This window comes from Stappia indica (genome assembly GCF_009789575.1).
In the GTDB taxonomy this organism is placed as follows: Bacteria; Pseudomonadota; Alphaproteobacteria; order Rhizobiales; family Stappiaceae; genus Stappia; species Stappia indica_A.
The window spans coordinates 1,148,977-1,162,039 of record NZ_CP046908.1; the positions used below are offsets into that span (position 1 = coordinate 1,148,977).

The following is a 13,063-nucleotide window of genomic DNA, read 5'->3' on the forward strand; positions in this document are numbered from 1 at the left end:
TCATGGAGTGGCGTCTCTCTCAAACGGCACAGGGCAACATCAAGTCGGTGTTGCTGATTTCGTGCCTCGCCATTGGAGCTTATTTCATTTTTACTTTAGGTAACTATTCTAATATTTCACCAATAATCATCTATACATCATTATATTTGTTATTTAGATTAATCGGCCTATGCAAAATTAAAACAAAGTATGAAAACTACAAATTTTATTCCTCCTTATTTTGGATAATATTTTCAACTTACGCCTTCTATAAATTTGACGCCGATAATTATTCGATGCTGAATTTTCTGTATTTTTTCTTTGGCATTGGCCTGCACGTGCCGCTCTCTCTCGAGCTCGCCCTGGGCTTCTATCGGCGTCGCAGGTAGCCGCGCGGCCGAAGTTGCCCGTGCGGCGGGGCATGGCACTCCGCCACGCCCCGCGCGGTGGACCGCAGGCAGGACCGATCCGTCAGTGGATCGGGAACTCCGCGTCGAGGATGCGCCAGTCGCTCGGCCCGATCAGGTCGCGATGGGAAATGCGCACCGAATGCAGCCTGCCCTCGATGTCGCGCTCCCAGAACTGCAGGAAGCGGCTGAGCTCGGGGAAGGTCGGCGCCTTGTCGAGCGTCTGCCAGAGGAAGGTCTGCAACAGCCGCGGATGGTCGGGCATGTGGTAGAGGATATGGGCCGTGAGCAGGCCGTAGCCCTCGAGCTGGCGGGAAAAATCCGATGATCTCATGATCCGAACCTTTCGAAGTCCCTCACCCAACGTCAAGTGTCCGGAAGTTATGGTTAACGGCGGGTTAACCGGCCGTTCCCCGCATCCGGGTCCGCCTTGTCCCTAAGGACACCTGACAAGCGCGGCCTGCCCGCACTATGTTGCAGGGAAAGAGCCCGGCGCCTTGAGACGGCAGCGCGGGCGAGCCAAGCAACAGGAGCCCAGATGACCGCGCAGCCTCTCCCGGACACGATCGACGCGACGAGCGCCCTGCTGGACGGCCAGGGCTATGTGGGCGACCGCTCGCTGGCCACCGTGCTGCTGCTGGCGCTGAAGCTGAAGCGGCCGCTCTTCCTGGAAGGCGAGGCCGGCGTCGGCAAGACCGAGATCGCCAAGGTGCTGTCGCAGGCGCTGGGGCGCGAGCTGATCCGCCTGCAATGCTACGAGGGGCTGGACGTTTCCACCGCCGTCTACGAATGGAACTACGCCGCGCAGATGGTCGAGATCCGCGTGTCGGAAGCGGCCGGCGACACCGATCACAGCGAATTGTCGAAGTCGGTCTTCGCCGAGCGCTTCCTGATCAAGCGCCCCGTGCTGCAGGCGCTGGAGCCTTCGCTCTCCGGCCCGCCGGTGTTCCTGATCGACGAGCTCGACCGGGCCGACGAGGCGTTCGAGGCCTTCCTGCTGGAAGTGCTGTCGGACAACCAGGTAACGATCCCCGAACTCGGCACGATCCGCGCCGAGGAGCCGCCCATCGTCATCATCACCACCAACCGCACCCGCGAGATCCACGACGCCCTGAAGCGGCGCTGCCTCTATCACTGGGTCGACTATCCGGACGCGGAGCGCGAACTGGAGATCGTCCGGCGCAAGGTGCCGGGCGCCGGCGACCGGCTGTCGCGCGAACTCGTCGCCTTCGTGCAGGCGCTGCGCACGGACGAGGACCTGTTCAAGCAGCCGGGCGTTGCCGAGACGCTGGACTGGGCGACCGCGCTGACCGAGCTGGACCAGATCGCGCTGGACCCGGACATGGTGTCCGACACGCTGGGCGTGCTGCTGAAATACCAGGACGATATCGAGCGCGTCCGCGGCTCGCGCGCCCGCAAGATCATCGAGGAGATCCAGCGCGACCACGACCGCACGGCAAGCGGAGCGGCTTGAGCCCCATGACGGACGAGCTCGCGACGCTGCAGGAGCAGGCCGGCGGACGCATCGCCGACAATATCGTGCATTTCGCCCGGACCCTGCGCCGTGCCGGCCTGCCGGTCGGTCCGGCCAGCGTCGTCGACGCGGTGCGCGCGGTCGAGGTCGCCGGCATCCGCAATCGCGAGGACCTGTACTGGACGCTGCATGCGGTCTTCGTGCGCAAGCGCGAGCAGCGCGCCGTCTTCGACGAGGCCTTCCGCATCTACTGGCGCTCGCGCGGGCTGATCGAGAAGCTGCTGTCGATCCTCTCGCCGGTGGCGCCCGCGCGCGGCGAGCCGGACAAGCCCAAGGCCGGCCAGACCCGCGTCGCCCAGGCCTTCCAGGCAACGCGCGAACGCCAGCAGCAGCACGAGCGCGAGGAGGTGGTGGTGGATGCCCGCTTCACCGTGTCGGGCCGCGAGCTGCTGCAGCGCAAGGACTTCGCCCAGATGAACGCGGAGGAGATCCGCCGGGCCAAGGCGGCGCTGCGGCGCATGGTGCTGCCGATGGAGAAGGTGCGCCTGCGCCGGCTGGTCAGCGCGACGCGCGGGCGCATCGACCCGCGCCGGACCCTGCGCGCCTCGCTGCGCACCGGCGGCGACATGATCGAGCTGCGCCACCGGCGCCACGACGTCAAGCGCCCGCCCATCGTTGCGCTTTGCGACATTTCCGGCTCGATGAGCCAGTACACCCGCATCCTGCTGCATTTCATGCATGCGCTGACCGAGGAGCGGCGCAACGTCCACACCTTCCTGTTCGGCACGCGGCTGACCAATGTCACGCGGCAATTGCGGATGAAGGACCCGGACGAGGCGCTCCTCGCCTGCACGCAAGGGGTGGAGGACTGGTCGGGCGGCACCCGCATCGCCACGGCGCTGGCCGCCTTCAACCGGCAATGGTCGCGCCGGGTGCTGTCCGGCGGGCCCATCGTGCTGCTGGTCACCGACGGGCTGGAGCGCGACACGGACGAGGATCTGGAGCGGGAGATCGACCGGCTGCACCGCTCGTGCCGGCGGCTGATCTGGCTGAACCCGCTGCTGCGCTTCGAAGGGTTCGAGGCGCGCGCAAGGGGCGTGCGGGCGATGCTGCCGCATGTCGACGAGTTCCGCGCCGTGCATTCGCTGGACGCGGTCGCCGACCTTTGCACCGCGCTCAGCGGCGAGCGCGGCCGCGGCGGCCAGCTGACCGACCCGCGCGCCTGGCTGCGCCGGGCGGAAGCGCATGCGGCGCAGGACGCAGCGCGCCTCGCCGCGAGCTGACGACCGCCCGAAGACCCGCTACCCGAAAATCAGGCGCCAGACGAGCGGCACCAAGAGCGCCGTCGCGATGGCATTGAGCCCCATGGCAAGGCCGGAAAAGGCGCCGGCGGTCTCGTTGACCAGCAGCGCGCGCGAGGTGCCGATGCCGTGGGCGGCGACGCCGATGGCAAAGCCGCGCGCCCGCCAGTCGCGAATGCGCGCCAGGTCCAGCACCAGCGGCCCGAGCGCTGCGCCGAGAATGCCGGTCAGGATGACGAGGACAGCGGTGAGCGAGGGCAGCCCGCCGAGCGGCTCGGCAATGCCCATGGCGACCGGCGCGGTGGCGGATTTCGGCGCCAGCGAGGCCAGCGTCTGGCGCGAGGCGCCGAGCAGCGAAGCGACGGCGAGCGCGGAGAGCGCGGCGGTGAGCGAGCCGGCAAGCAGGCTGACGCCGATGGCCAGCGCCGAGCGGCGCACCCGCGCGAACTGGCGGTAGAGCGGGATGGCGAGCGCCACCGTCGCCGGCCCGAGCAGGAAGTGCACGAACTTGGCGCCGTCGAAATAGACCGGGTAGGCGGTGCCGGAGAGAAGCAGCACGGCGCCGATCAGCAGCACCGCGACCAGCACCGGATTGACCAGCGGGTGAAAGCCGGCGCGCCGATACAGGAAGAAGCCGAGCTGATAGGCGGCAAGGGTGAGCGTCAGGGCGGCCAAGGGGCTCGCCGAGAGATAGACCCAGATCTGCGACAGCGGCTCGCTCATGGCGCGCCTCCCTCGGGACCGGAGGGGCTTTCCGCCTCGTGCCGCGCCAGCCGGCTCATGACGAGGCCGGTGACCAGCACGGTGAGCAAGGTGGAGACGATGAGCGCGGCGGTGATCGCCAGCCCCTCGCGCCCGATCAGGCCGAGATGCACGACGACGCCGACGCCGGCCGGCACGAAGAGCAGCGCCAGGTTCTTGAGCAGCGCATCGCCGACGCGGCCGAGATCCTCCCCCACCCCGCCGCGGATGAGCAGCAGCAGGAACAACAGGATCATGCCGAGCACCGGGCCCGGCACCGGCAGGCCGCCCGCCGTGACCACGAGTTCGCCGGCGAGCTGGCAGCACAGTATCAGCGTCAGAGCCCCGATCATTCGCGCTTCCCCCAATCTTCGATCCGCCCACAGTGCCCCCACAGTGCAAGCCCGCCGGACCGCCGGCAAGCGCGGCGATGCGAGGGCGTTGTGCAGCGACGTTTTTCACTCTCGCGAGGAAACCGGAAGACTCGCGAGGGAGTTACACGGATGTGATCAGTAGTCGGAAGGACAGATCGGCGGTCGACTTGAAATCGCCAAGATCGTCGCCATTTCTTGTCCGACGAAAGCAAGGGAGCCGCGAGAAAGAGCGGCGAACGGACCATGATGCGACTGACCGAGCCTTATGATCCTGCCGCACCGCGCCGCGGCCGGATGCTGCTGCCCGCGCTGATCGTCTTCGTGCTGGGAACGGCGACCTTGATGGTGCTGGGCGCCGGCCTTGCCGATGTCAGCCGCAAGGACGCGACGCTGGCCCGGCCGGCGGAGGCGCCAGCCCCGGCACAGGTCGGCTGAGGAGCAGGCCGTCAGTTGACCGCGATCAGTTGACCGCGATCACCGGCGTGTTGACGCCGACCCGGCGGAACAGGTCCGCAATGTCGCGATTGTGCATGCGGATGCAGCCGTAGGAGACCGGCCGGCCGATGGAACCCGGCCGGTTGGTGCCGTGAATGGCATATTCGCCCCCGGCGAGCGTCATCGCCGCAACCCCCATCGGATTGTTCGGCGCCCCGCCCGCGATCACCTTCGGCAGATGCGGCAGGTCGCGCTTGACCTCGGCCGGCGGGGACCAGGCCGGACGCACATGCATGCCGGTGATGTAGGTGCGGCCCGCCCAGGCCTTGCCGCGCTTGCCCACCGCAACGGAATAGCGCAGGGCCGTGCCGCCGCGCTGCACCAGGTTGAGGCGCTTCTCGCTGTTGCGGATGACGATGGTCCCCGGCGCGATGCGGGCGTCGGAAAAGGCGACGAGCTCCGGTGCGGCGAGCGCCTGATGGCTCCACAGCGCCACGCCGATTGCCAGATAGATCGCAACGATACCCCAGACGACCTTGCCCATCGCATGCCCCGGTATTGGTTTACCGAAAGTTTACGCAATAGCAGAGCGCGGGGAAGCAGCAAGCGCAGGCCGCCGCGCGGAATCGATTCGCATGGTTACGGATTAAGGTTTACGCGGGCCCCAGCGGGCAAAGAAAAACCCCGCCCGGACGAACCGGGCGGGGCCAGAAATCCAGTCAGCCGAAAGGCTTACTTCAGATAGTCGTAGGTGCCGTCCTTCCACTCGTAGAAGACGTAGCCCGGCAGGGTCACGTCGCCCACGTCGTTGAAGGCCAGGTTGCCGAGCACGGTGGAGAACTCCATCTCGTTCAGCTTGCCGACGACCGCGTCGAAGTCGGTCGAACCGGCGGCCTTGACGGCCTCGGCCCAGGCCTGGATCGCGGCGTAGGTGTAGAGCGAGTAGCCCTCGGCGGTACGGCCGGCGGCCTCGAGCGCATCCACGACCGGCTTGGCGACCTCGTTCTTGCGCGGATCCGGCGAGAAGGTCATGAGCGTGCCGGCACCGACGTCGCCGGTGATCGACCAGTACTCGTCGGTGACGAGCGCGTCGCCCGAGACGAGGATGGTGGCCATGCCCTGCTCGGCCATCTGGCGCTTGATGAGGCCGGCTTCCGTGTGGTAGCCGCCGACATAGAGCACGTCGACGTTCTCGGACTTCAGCTTGGAGACGAGCGCGGTGTAGTCCTTCTCGCCAGCCGTATAGGCCTCGTAGAGGGCTTCCTGCTTGCCGGCCTCGTTCAGGTACTTCTTGGTCTCGTCGGCGAGACCTTTGCCGTAGGCGGTCTTGTCGTGGATGATGGCGATGTTCTTGTCGCCGAACTTCTCGGCAAGGAACGCGCCGGCAACCTGGCCCTGCTGGTCGTCACGACCGCAGGTCCGGAAGATGCCCGGGCCCGGACGCTCGTCGGTGAAGGTCGGGTTGGTCGAGGCCGGAGAGATCTGGATGATGCCCTCCTCGGAATAGACCTGGCTGGCCGGGATCGAGGATCCCGAGCAGAAGTGGCCGGCGACGAAGACGACGCCCGAACCGACGAACTGGTTGGCAACCGCAACGGCCTGCTTGGGATCGCAGGCATCGTCGCCGATCTGCAGCACCAGCTTCTCGCCGTTGATGCCGCCGGCGGCATTGATGTCCTCGACGGCCTGCTCGGCACCGGCCTTCATCTGCGCGCCGAACGAGGCGTACTGGCCGGTCATCGGACCTGCGGTCGCGATGATGATGTCGGCCATGGCCGCGGTCGACAGGCCCATGCCGACGACGGTGGCGACGCTCGCCATAAGAAGCTTCTTCATAAGGTAGTCTCCCCTTGCTCCAGATGCATTCCCGACCCACCTCGGACCGGGAGCTGAACCACTCTGGTTGTGCGGGCTTTTTGCCCGCGGGCCGTCCCTTCCGGATCGGCCATCTACCGAAACACTATCGCCTTTTCTGGCAAAGTCGAGCGTTTCGGATCAGGTAGCGGGAAGCCGGAGCTTCCCGCAATGCGCGTATCGTCAGGCGATGCTGTCGTCCGCTCCCGGACGCAGCCGCCAGCCGAACGGGCTCGTCTTCTCGTAGAGCCAGCGGTACTGGCTGGTCATCTGGTTGGTGCGCGTCACCCGCCAGCCGGCAAGCGCCAGCGCGACCAGATAGGCGAAGGCGATCAGCCAGTGCTGCACCGACAGCAGCGTGCCGCCATAGAGCGCGAAACTGAGAAAGCGCACCGCCACCGACAGCAGGAAGATGAACCACACCAGGACGAAGAGCGGGCGCCAGGTCAGGGCGCAGGCGCGGCCCGTGGACCAGGCCGCAGCCCCGCCCAGCACCAGCGTCAGGATGATGAAGCCCGCAAGGCTCGTGTCATAGAGGAATCCCATCAGGACCTCCCGTTGTGCCGCCGGCCGCCCCATGGGGCGCTGGTGCCGGCGAGAATGAGAACACGGGTTCCGGCCGCCGCGCCGCAAAGGGCTGGCGGCCGCCGGATCAATGCCTGCCGCCTTCGAGATAGGCCGCCTTCACCTCTTCCTTCGACAGCAGCTCCTTGCCGGTGCCCGACATGGTGATGACGCCGTTGACCATCACGTAGCCGCGATGCGCCAGCTTGAGGGCGTGATAGGCGTTCTGCTCGACGAGGAAGACGGTGAGGCCCTCCGTGCGGTTGAGCACGGCGATGGCATCGAAGATCTGCTTGACGATCAGCGGCGCAAGGCCGAGGGACGGCTCGTCCAGCAGCAGCAGCCGCGGCCGGCCCATCAGGGCGCGGGCGATCGCCAGCATCTGCTGCTCGCCGCCCGACAGCGTGCCGCCGCGCTGCTCCCGCCGCTCCTTGAGGCGGGGGAAGAGCGTGAAGACCTTTTCCAGATCGTCGGAAAAATACTTCGGATCGACGACGGCCGCGCCCATCTGCAGGTTTTCCATCACCGACATGCGCGGGAAGATGCGGCGACCTTCCGGCGACTGGGCGATGTCCATCCGCATGATCTCGTGCGTCGGCATGTGGGTGATGTCGATGCCCTTGTAGTGGACCGTGCCGTTGCGCGCCTGCGGCGTGCCGCAGATCGTCATCATCAGGGTCGACTTGCCGGCGCCGTTGGCACCGATCAGGGTGACGATCTCGCCCTCGTGGACGTCCATGTCGACGCCGCGCAGCGCGACGATCTTGCCGTAATAGGTCTCGACGCCGCGAATCTGGAGAAGCGGTTGTTTCTCGCTCACAGGCCCACCTCTTCTTCCACCTGGTCGACTTCGTCATCGGCAACGCCCAGATAGGCGGCGATGACCTTCGGGTCGTTCTTCACCTCGTCCGGCGTGCCGTCGGAGATCTTCTCGCCGTAGTCCAGCACGACGACGTGGTCGGAGATTTCCATGACCACCGACATGTCGTGCTCGATCAGGAGGACCGAGGTCTTGTGCTCGTCGCGGATGTAGTGGAGCAGCGTGTTGAGCTCGGCGCTTTCGCGCGGGTTGAGGCCCGCCGCCGGCTCGTCCAGGCACAGAAGCTCGGGCATGGTGCACATGGCGCGGGCGATCTCGAGCCGCCGCTGGTCGCCATAGGGCAGGTCCGCCGCCGGCGCATCGGCCCGGTCGATCAGGTTGGTGCGCTCGAGCCAGTACCTGGCCCGGTCCACCGCGCCGGCCTCCGCCTTGCGGAAGCCGCCGATGCCCAGCAGGCCGCCGACCGTGTAGCCGGAGGCCACCATCAGCGGGTTGTGCTGCGCCACCATCAGGTTTTCCAGCAAGGTCATGCCGCCGAACAGGCGGATGTTCTGGAAGGTGCGCGCGACCCCGGCCTTGGCCGAGATCTGGAAGTCGGGCATGCGCTCCAGCAGGTAGTGCTCGCCGGTGCGCCGCTTCATGGTGATGCGGCCCTCGGTCGGCTTGTAGAAGCCGGTGGCGCAGTTGAAGACCGTGGTCTTGCCGGCGCCATTGGGACCGATCAGGGCGGTGATGTCGCCGCGACCGACATTGAACGACAGGTCGTTCACCGCGACCAGGCCGCCGAAGCGCATGGTCACATGTTCGATGCGAAGGACGGGATCGTCGTTCCAGCGGCTCATCCGTGGCCCTCCTGAACCAGATCGGCGGAAATGCCCTTGGCCTTCTTTCGGTCAAGCGCGATGGAGGGCGCACGGGTCGAGATCAGACCGCGCGGCTTCCAGACCATGATGACGACCATCAGGAGGCCGAACACGAGCATCCGGTATTCCTCGAACTGCCGGAAGAACTCGAAGCCGCCGATCATCACCACCGCGGCGATGACGACGCCGACCTGCGAGCCGAGGCCGCCGAGAACGACGATCGCCAGGATCACCGCCGATTCGATGAAGGTGAAGCTCTCCGGCGAGATGAAGCCCTGGCGCGTGGCGAAGAACGAGCCCGCGAACCCGCCGAACATGGCGCCGAGCGCGAAGGCGGTCAGCTTGGTGTTGGTGGTGTTGATGCCGAGCGAGCGGCAGGCGATCTCGTCTTCGCGCAGGGCCTCCCAGGCCCGCCCGACCGGCAGCTTGCGCAGCCGCATGGTGACGAAGTTGGTCGCGAGCGCCATCACCAGGATCAGATAGTAGAGGAAGATGATCCGGTGGATGGAGTTGAAGTCCAGCCCGAAGAAGTCGGCAAAGCCGCCCTCCCCGCGCTCGAACTCCAGACCGAAGAAGCTCGGCCGGGGAATGCCGGACAACCCGTTCGGGCCGCCGGTGAACTCGTACCAGTTGAGCAGCACTACGCGGATGATCTCGCCGAAGGCCAGCGTCACGATGGCGAGATAATCGCCCCGCAGGCGCAGCACCGGGAAGCCGAGGATGACGCCCCAGAAGGCGGCGAGGATGCCGGCCAGCGGCAGGCAGAGCCAGAAGGAAAAGCCGAAATACTGGGCCAGCAGCGCATAGGAGTAGGCGCCCACCGCATAGAAGGCGACATAGCCGAGGTCCAGCAGGCCGGCGAGGCCGACCACGATGTTGAGGCCCCAGCCGAGCATCACGTAGGTGGTCACCAGGATCGCGAGATCGAGATACTGGCGCGAACCGCGCGAGCCGAGGAAATACATCAGCAGGAACGGCAGGACCACGGCGAGCACGAAGAGCGCCGGGGTGATCAGGTGGCCGAAGCGGGAGGCCGCCTCCTGGCTGGGCACGAACCCGCCGAGCACGGCGGTGACCGGCTTCTCGCTCTTCCAGACGAAGAGGTTGAGAGCCAGGCGTCCGACGAAGACGACGGCGACCGCGATGGCGACCGCGCCCCAGCGGTACTCGATCGACAGACCGCCGATGCTGACGTCGGTCTTCATGCCGATGAGCATGGCGAACAGGCCGAATGCGACCAGCGCGCCCACGGCGGCATCCTTCACGGAGCCGGCGAGCAAATCCTGTTTCTGTGCGGCCATGGTGTCAGACCTTCTCGACTTCGGGTTTGCCCAGGAGGCCTTCGGGCATGAAGATCAGCACGATGGCGAGGATCGAGAACGCGGCCACGTCCTTGTATTCAAGGGAGAAGTAGCCGGACCAGAACGTCTCGATGAGGCCGATCAGAAGGCCGCCGAGCATGGCGCCGGGCAGCGAGCCGATGCCGCCGAGAACGGCCGCGGTGAAGGCCTTAACGCCGGCCAGGAAGCCGATGTAGAAGTCGATGACGCCATAGTAGAGCAGGAACATCAGGCCGGCGACGGCGGCCAGCGCCGCACCCATGACGAAGGTCAGCGAGATGGTGCGGTCGACATTGATGCCGAGCAGCGCGGCCATCTTGCGGTCCTGCTCGCAGGCGCGCTGGGCGCGCCCGAGCGGCGTCTTGGTGATGAGGAAGGTGAAGCCGGCCATCAGCAGCAGCGTCGCGACGATGATCAGGATCTGCATGTAGCTGATCTGGACGACGAAGTTGCCCTCCGGACTGACCGTCTCCCACAGCTGGATGTTGCCGCCCAGCAGCGGCTGCAGCGGCTTGGTGCGCGCGCCTTGCGAAATCTGCACGAAGTTCTGCAGCGCGATGGAGGCGCCGATGGCGGTGATCAGCGGCGCCAGGCGGAACGAACCGCGCAGCGGCCGGTAGGCGATCCGCTCCACCGTCCAGCCCCAGACGGCGGTCAGCGCCATGGCGATGACCAGCACGAGGCAGAGCGCCAGGATGAGTAGCAGCAACGGCGTCGCCGCGGTGATGCCCAGCGCGATGATCACGATGAGCGCGATGAAGGCTCCGACCATGAAGATATCTCCATGGGCGAAGTTGATCATGCCGATGATCCCGTAGACCATCGTGTAGCCAATGGCGATCAGGCCGTAGATCGACCCGAGCGTTACGCCATTGATCAACTGTTGGATGAAGTAGTCCATAGGCCCTGTGGTCCCCCTGAAGGACTGGCGGCTTCGCCGTTCTCAGTCCGCAGCACCGCCGACATGGCAGCGGCGCATGATCTTATGTACTTACCAAGCCCCTGTGGGCGGCACAATTCCCCTCGAAAACCGGTACTTAGAAAAGAACATCTTTCCCCTCCGCCGGCAAACGAAACGCGATTGTTCCTCCACTGCGCCCCGATGGCCCTCCCCGCGCGCGGATACCGTCCGGCGGCCCCGCAGGGCGCGCAATGCACCCGGCGATATCCGGACAGACCTGTGGCGGGGAATCGAAGCGGCGACGTGGCTCCTCCCGATCGCGCCGTTAACGTAGGGGAAAAAAGTCACAAGGAAACGCCAGTTTCAATTGAAACTTCCCGACGTGATGGTTAGAAAATCTAACGATGAGCACCGGCAGCCTGCCTCCCCTCAATGCGCTCAGGGCCTTGGCCGCCCTCGCCCAGACCGGCCGCGTCGGCCTGGCCGCCGACGAACTGGGCGTCACCCATGCCGCCGTCAGCCACCATCTGCGCAATCTGGAGGACTGGTTCGGCGTCGCATTGGTGCGGCGGGTCGGACGCCGCGTCGAGCTGACGCCGGAGGCCGAGCGCATCGCCGAGGTGACGCGCGCCTCGCTGCAGCGGATCGGCGACGTCTGCCACGACGTGCTGGAGACGGTGCGCCGGCCGGAACTGTCCATCGCCTGCGTACCCTCCTTCGGCACGCGTTACCTCATTCCCCGGCTGGTCGACTTCGCGGAAGTCGCGCCGAACCTGCGGCTCAGCCTGCTCTACGCCCAGCACGGGCTGGCGCAGGACACCGACATTTCCATCGACTGGTTCGACACCCCGCCGCTGGCCGAGCGCTATGCGGTGCGCCTGCGGCTCCTGTCGGGCCACACGCGGCCGGTCTGCAGCCCGGCGCATCTGGCCGCGCACGGCCCCTTCGACACGCCGGAAAAGCTCGCCGGCGCGCGCCTGCTGCACGACGAGACGCGCAAGGACTGGCGCGACTGGCTGGCGGAAAACGGCCTGCCGCCGGACCTTGCCGGCAACGGCCCGGTGTTCAGCGACTTCAACCTCCTGGTCAGCGCCGTCGTCGCCGGCCACGGGGTGGCGCTCTGCGTGGAAACGATGATCGAGGCGGAGCTGCAGCGCGGCGACCTGATCCCGCTCACGAACACGCTTGGCAGCCGCGACCGCGGCTACTGGCTGACCGCGGCGCAGCCGCCCGGCCCGGCCGCCCAGCGCTTCATCGAGTGGATCACCGAGCGCATGCTGGGCAGCGTCGCCGACCCGCCGGACCTCGGACGGGCCGAAAATCCGCACACCGCCCCGTGAAACCACTTCGAAACCGCCCTAGGTTAGGATCGATGCTCAAGATGCGGACAAACAGGGACGGGCACGGTCGGGCCATGTGAATTGGCCGATAGGACCGGAGGGGACGACATGACGAACAGCTCAGCCTTCAGGACGGGAGGCCTCGACGGCGAGGGCACGCAGCCCGTCGACCGCTTCGCCTTCCGCGAGGCGATGAGCCGGCTGGGCACCGCGGTGCACATCGCCACGACCGACGGCGTTGCCGGGCGCGGCGGCACCACCGTCTCGGCCGTCGCCTCCGTCTCCGACGCGCCGCCCACGGTGCTGGTCTGCGTCAACCGCCAGGCCCGCATCAACGCCGCGATCAAGGCCAACGGCCTGTTCGCCATCAACACGCTGCCGGCCGAGGCGCAGGACCTGTCCGACGCCTTCGCCGGCAAGGGCGACCTCACCTTCGACGACCGCTTCGCGCTGGCCGACTGGCATCGGCTGGCGACCGGATCGCCGATCCTGCGCGGGGCGCGCGTCGCCCTCGACTGCCGGGTGACCGGCATTTCCGAAATCGGCACCCATTCGGTGATCTTCGGCGAGATCCTCGGCATCGAGCTGGGCGAGCGCGGCCCGGCGCTGATCTATCTCGACCGCGCCTATCACCGCATCTGATCTTCCCCGCCCCCTGTTGCAACGATCC

At 66.6% G+C, this 13,063-nt stretch carries 15 protein-coding genes; 5 read left to right on the forward strand and 10 right to left on the reverse strand.

The genetic code is table 11. The annotated features are described in order from the left end of the window. Nucleotides 1-450: 450 nt before the first annotated feature. Complete coding sequence (locus tag GH266_RS05510) at nt 451-720, reverse strand: usg protein (protein ID WP_120267346.1); 270 nt, start codon at nt 718-720, stop codon at nt 451-453. Between the two features lie 204 nt (nt 721-924). Between GH266_RS05510 and GH266_RS05515 the strand changes: the two genes are divergently transcribed. Both GH266_RS05515 and GH266_RS05520 read left to right on the forward strand, forming a co-directional pair. Beyond that, a complete protein-coding gene (locus GH266_RS05515) occupies nt 925-1,860 on the forward strand; it encodes an AAA family ATPase (RefSeq protein ID WP_158193001.1) in 936 nt (311 codons plus the stop codon). A gap of 5 nt (nt 1,861-1,865) precedes the next feature. Further along, nucleotides 1,866-3,143, forward strand: a complete 1,278-nt coding sequence (locus GH266_RS05520; RefSeq protein WP_158193002.1) for a vWA domain-containing protein — start codon at nt 1,866-1,868, stop codon at nt 3,141-3,143. 18 nt (nt 3,144-3,161) lie between these two features. Here the strand turns inward: GH266_RS05520 and GH266_RS05525 are convergent, their stop codons facing one another. Together GH266_RS05525 and GH266_RS05530 are read right to left on the reverse strand one after the other, a co-directional pair. After that, entirely contained in the window at nt 3,162-3,884 is a 723-nt protein-coding gene (locus GH266_RS05525; protein WP_158193003.1) for an LrgB family protein, read from the reverse strand. Further along, nucleotides 3,881-4,255 (reverse strand): CidA/LrgA family protein, encoded by a 375-nt coding sequence (locus GH266_RS05530; protein ID WP_158193004.1) that lies wholly within the window; start codon nt 4,253-4,255, stop codon nt 3,881-3,883. The genes GH266_RS05525 and GH266_RS05530 overlap by 4 nt, the downstream gene beginning before the upstream one ends. A 264-nt stretch (nt 4,256-4,519) precedes the next feature. Between GH266_RS05530 and GH266_RS05535 the strand changes: the two genes are divergently transcribed. After that, nucleotides 4,520-4,711: a hypothetical protein gene (locus GH266_RS05535; protein ID WP_158193005.1), complete on the forward strand. Its 192-nt coding sequence runs from the start codon at nt 4,520-4,522 to the stop codon at nt 4,709-4,711. 25 nt (nt 4,712-4,736) lie between these two features. On the opposite strand, the gene GH266_RS05540 is transcribed toward GH266_RS05535, so the two are convergent. The 7 genes from GH266_RS05540 to GH266_RS05570 all read right to left on the reverse strand — a co-directional run bounded on the left by GH266_RS05540 (nt 4,737) and on the right by GH266_RS05570 (nt 11,053). Beyond that, complete coding sequence (locus GH266_RS05540; protein ID WP_158193006.1) at nt 4,737-5,255, reverse strand: L,D-transpeptidase; 519 nt, start codon at nt 5,253-5,255, stop codon at nt 4,737-4,739. A gap of 188 nt (nt 5,256-5,443) precedes the next feature. Beyond that, the gene (locus tag GH266_RS05545) at nt 5,444-6,547 is read right to left on the reverse strand and encodes a branched-chain amino acid ABC transporter substrate-binding protein (RefSeq protein ID WP_158193007.1); all 1,104 of its coding nucleotides are present in this window, start codon (nt 6,545-6,547) and stop codon (nt 5,444-5,446) included. 201 nt (nt 6,548-6,748) lie between these two features. After that, complete coding sequence (locus GH266_RS05550; RefSeq protein WP_158193008.1) at nt 6,749-7,111, reverse strand: DUF6867 family protein; 363 nt, start codon at nt 7,109-7,111, stop codon at nt 6,749-6,751. Between the two features lie 106 nt (nt 7,112-7,217). Next, a complete protein-coding gene (locus GH266_RS05555) occupies nt 7,218-7,949 on the reverse strand; it encodes an ABC transporter ATP-binding protein (protein WP_158193009.1) in 732 nt (243 codons plus the stop codon). After that, nucleotides 7,946-8,791: an ABC transporter ATP-binding protein gene (locus GH266_RS05560; protein WP_158193010.1), complete on the reverse strand. Its 846-nt coding sequence runs from the start codon at nt 8,789-8,791 to the stop codon at nt 7,946-7,948. Before GH266_RS05560 ends, GH266_RS05555 begins: the two co-directional genes overlap by 4 nt. Further along, nucleotides 8,788-10,113 (reverse strand): high-affinity branched-chain amino acid ABC transporter permease LivM, encoded by a 1,326-nt coding sequence (gene livM / locus GH266_RS05565; RefSeq protein ID WP_158193011.1) that lies wholly within the window; start codon nt 10,111-10,113, stop codon nt 8,788-8,790. The genes GH266_RS05560 and livM overlap by 4 nt, the downstream gene beginning before the upstream one ends. A 4-nt stretch (nt 10,114-10,117) precedes the next feature. Beyond that, nucleotides 10,118-11,053: an ABC transporter permease subunit gene (locus tag GH266_RS05570; RefSeq protein ID WP_158193012.1), complete on the reverse strand. Its 936-nt coding sequence runs from the start codon at nt 11,051-11,053 to the stop codon at nt 10,118-10,120. A gap of 404 nt (nt 11,054-11,457) precedes the next feature. Here GH266_RS05570 and GH266_RS05575 point away from each other — a divergent pair, with 404 nt between their 5' ends. Beyond that, nucleotides 11,458-12,393, forward strand: a complete 936-nt coding sequence (locus tag GH266_RS05575; protein WP_158193013.1) for a LysR substrate-binding domain-containing protein — start codon at nt 11,458-11,460, stop codon at nt 12,391-12,393. A gap of 108 nt (nt 12,394-12,501) precedes the next feature. After that, nucleotides 12,502-13,035, forward strand: coding sequence for a flavin reductase (locus tag GH266_RS05580; protein WP_209001549.1), 534 nt, complete (start codon nt 12,502-12,504; stop codon nt 13,033-13,035). The last annotated feature ends 28 nt before the right edge of the window (nt 13,036-13,063 follow it).

Excerpts from the sequence above, each read along its gene's own strand:
- GH266_RS05540 (WP_158193006.1), bottom strand. The coding sequence starts at position 5,255 with ATGGGCAAGGTCGTCTGGGGTATCGTTGCGATCTATCTGGCAATCGGC.
- GH266_RS05545 (WP_158193007.1), bottom strand. The coding sequence starts at position 6,547 with ATGAAGAAGCTTCTTATGGCGAGCGTCGCCACCGTCGTCGGCATGGGC.
- GH266_RS05560 (WP_158193010.1), bottom strand. The coding sequence starts at position 8,791 with ATGAGCCGCTGGAACGACGATCCCGTCCTTCGCATCGAACATGTGACC.
- GH266_RS05520 (WP_158193002.1), top strand. The coding sequence starts at position 1,866 with ATGACGGACGAGCTCGCGACGCTGCAGGAGCAGGCCGGCGGACGCATC.
- GH266_RS05580 (WP_209001549.1), top strand. The coding sequence starts at position 12,502 with ATGACGAACAGCTCAGCCTTCAGGACGGGAGGCCTCGACGGCGAGGGC.
- GH266_RS05575 (WP_158193013.1), top strand. The coding sequence starts at position 11,458 with ATGAGCACCGGCAGCCTGCCTCCCCTCAATGCGCTCAGGGCCTTGGCC.
- GH266_RS05515 (WP_158193001.1), top strand. The coding sequence starts at position 925 with ATGACCGCGCAGCCTCTCCCGGACACGATCGACGCGACGAGCGCCCTG.
- livM (WP_158193011.1), bottom strand. The coding sequence starts at position 10,113 with ATGGCCGCACAGAAACAGGATTTGCTCGCCGGCTCCGTGAAGGATGCC.
- GH266_RS05510 (WP_120267346.1), bottom strand. The coding sequence starts at position 720 with ATGAGATCATCGGATTTTTCCCGCCAGCTCGAGGGCTACGGCCTGCTC.
- GH266_RS05530 (WP_158193004.1), bottom strand. The coding sequence starts at position 4,255 with ATGATCGGGGCTCTGACGCTGATACTGTGCTGCCAGCTCGCCGGCGAA.
- GH266_RS05550 (WP_158193008.1), bottom strand. The coding sequence starts at position 7,111 with ATGGGATTCCTCTATGACACGAGCCTTGCGGGCTTCATCATCCTGACG.
- GH266_RS05525 (WP_158193003.1), bottom strand. The coding sequence starts at position 3,884 with ATGAGCGAGCCGCTGTCGCAGATCTGGGTCTATCTCTCGGCGAGCCCC.
- GH266_RS05570 (WP_158193012.1), bottom strand. The coding sequence starts at position 11,053 with ATGGACTACTTCATCCAACAGTTGATCAATGGCGTAACGCTCGGGTCG.
- GH266_RS05535 (WP_158193005.1), top strand. The coding sequence starts at position 4,520 with ATGATGCGACTGACCGAGCCTTATGATCCTGCCGCACCGCGCCGCGGC.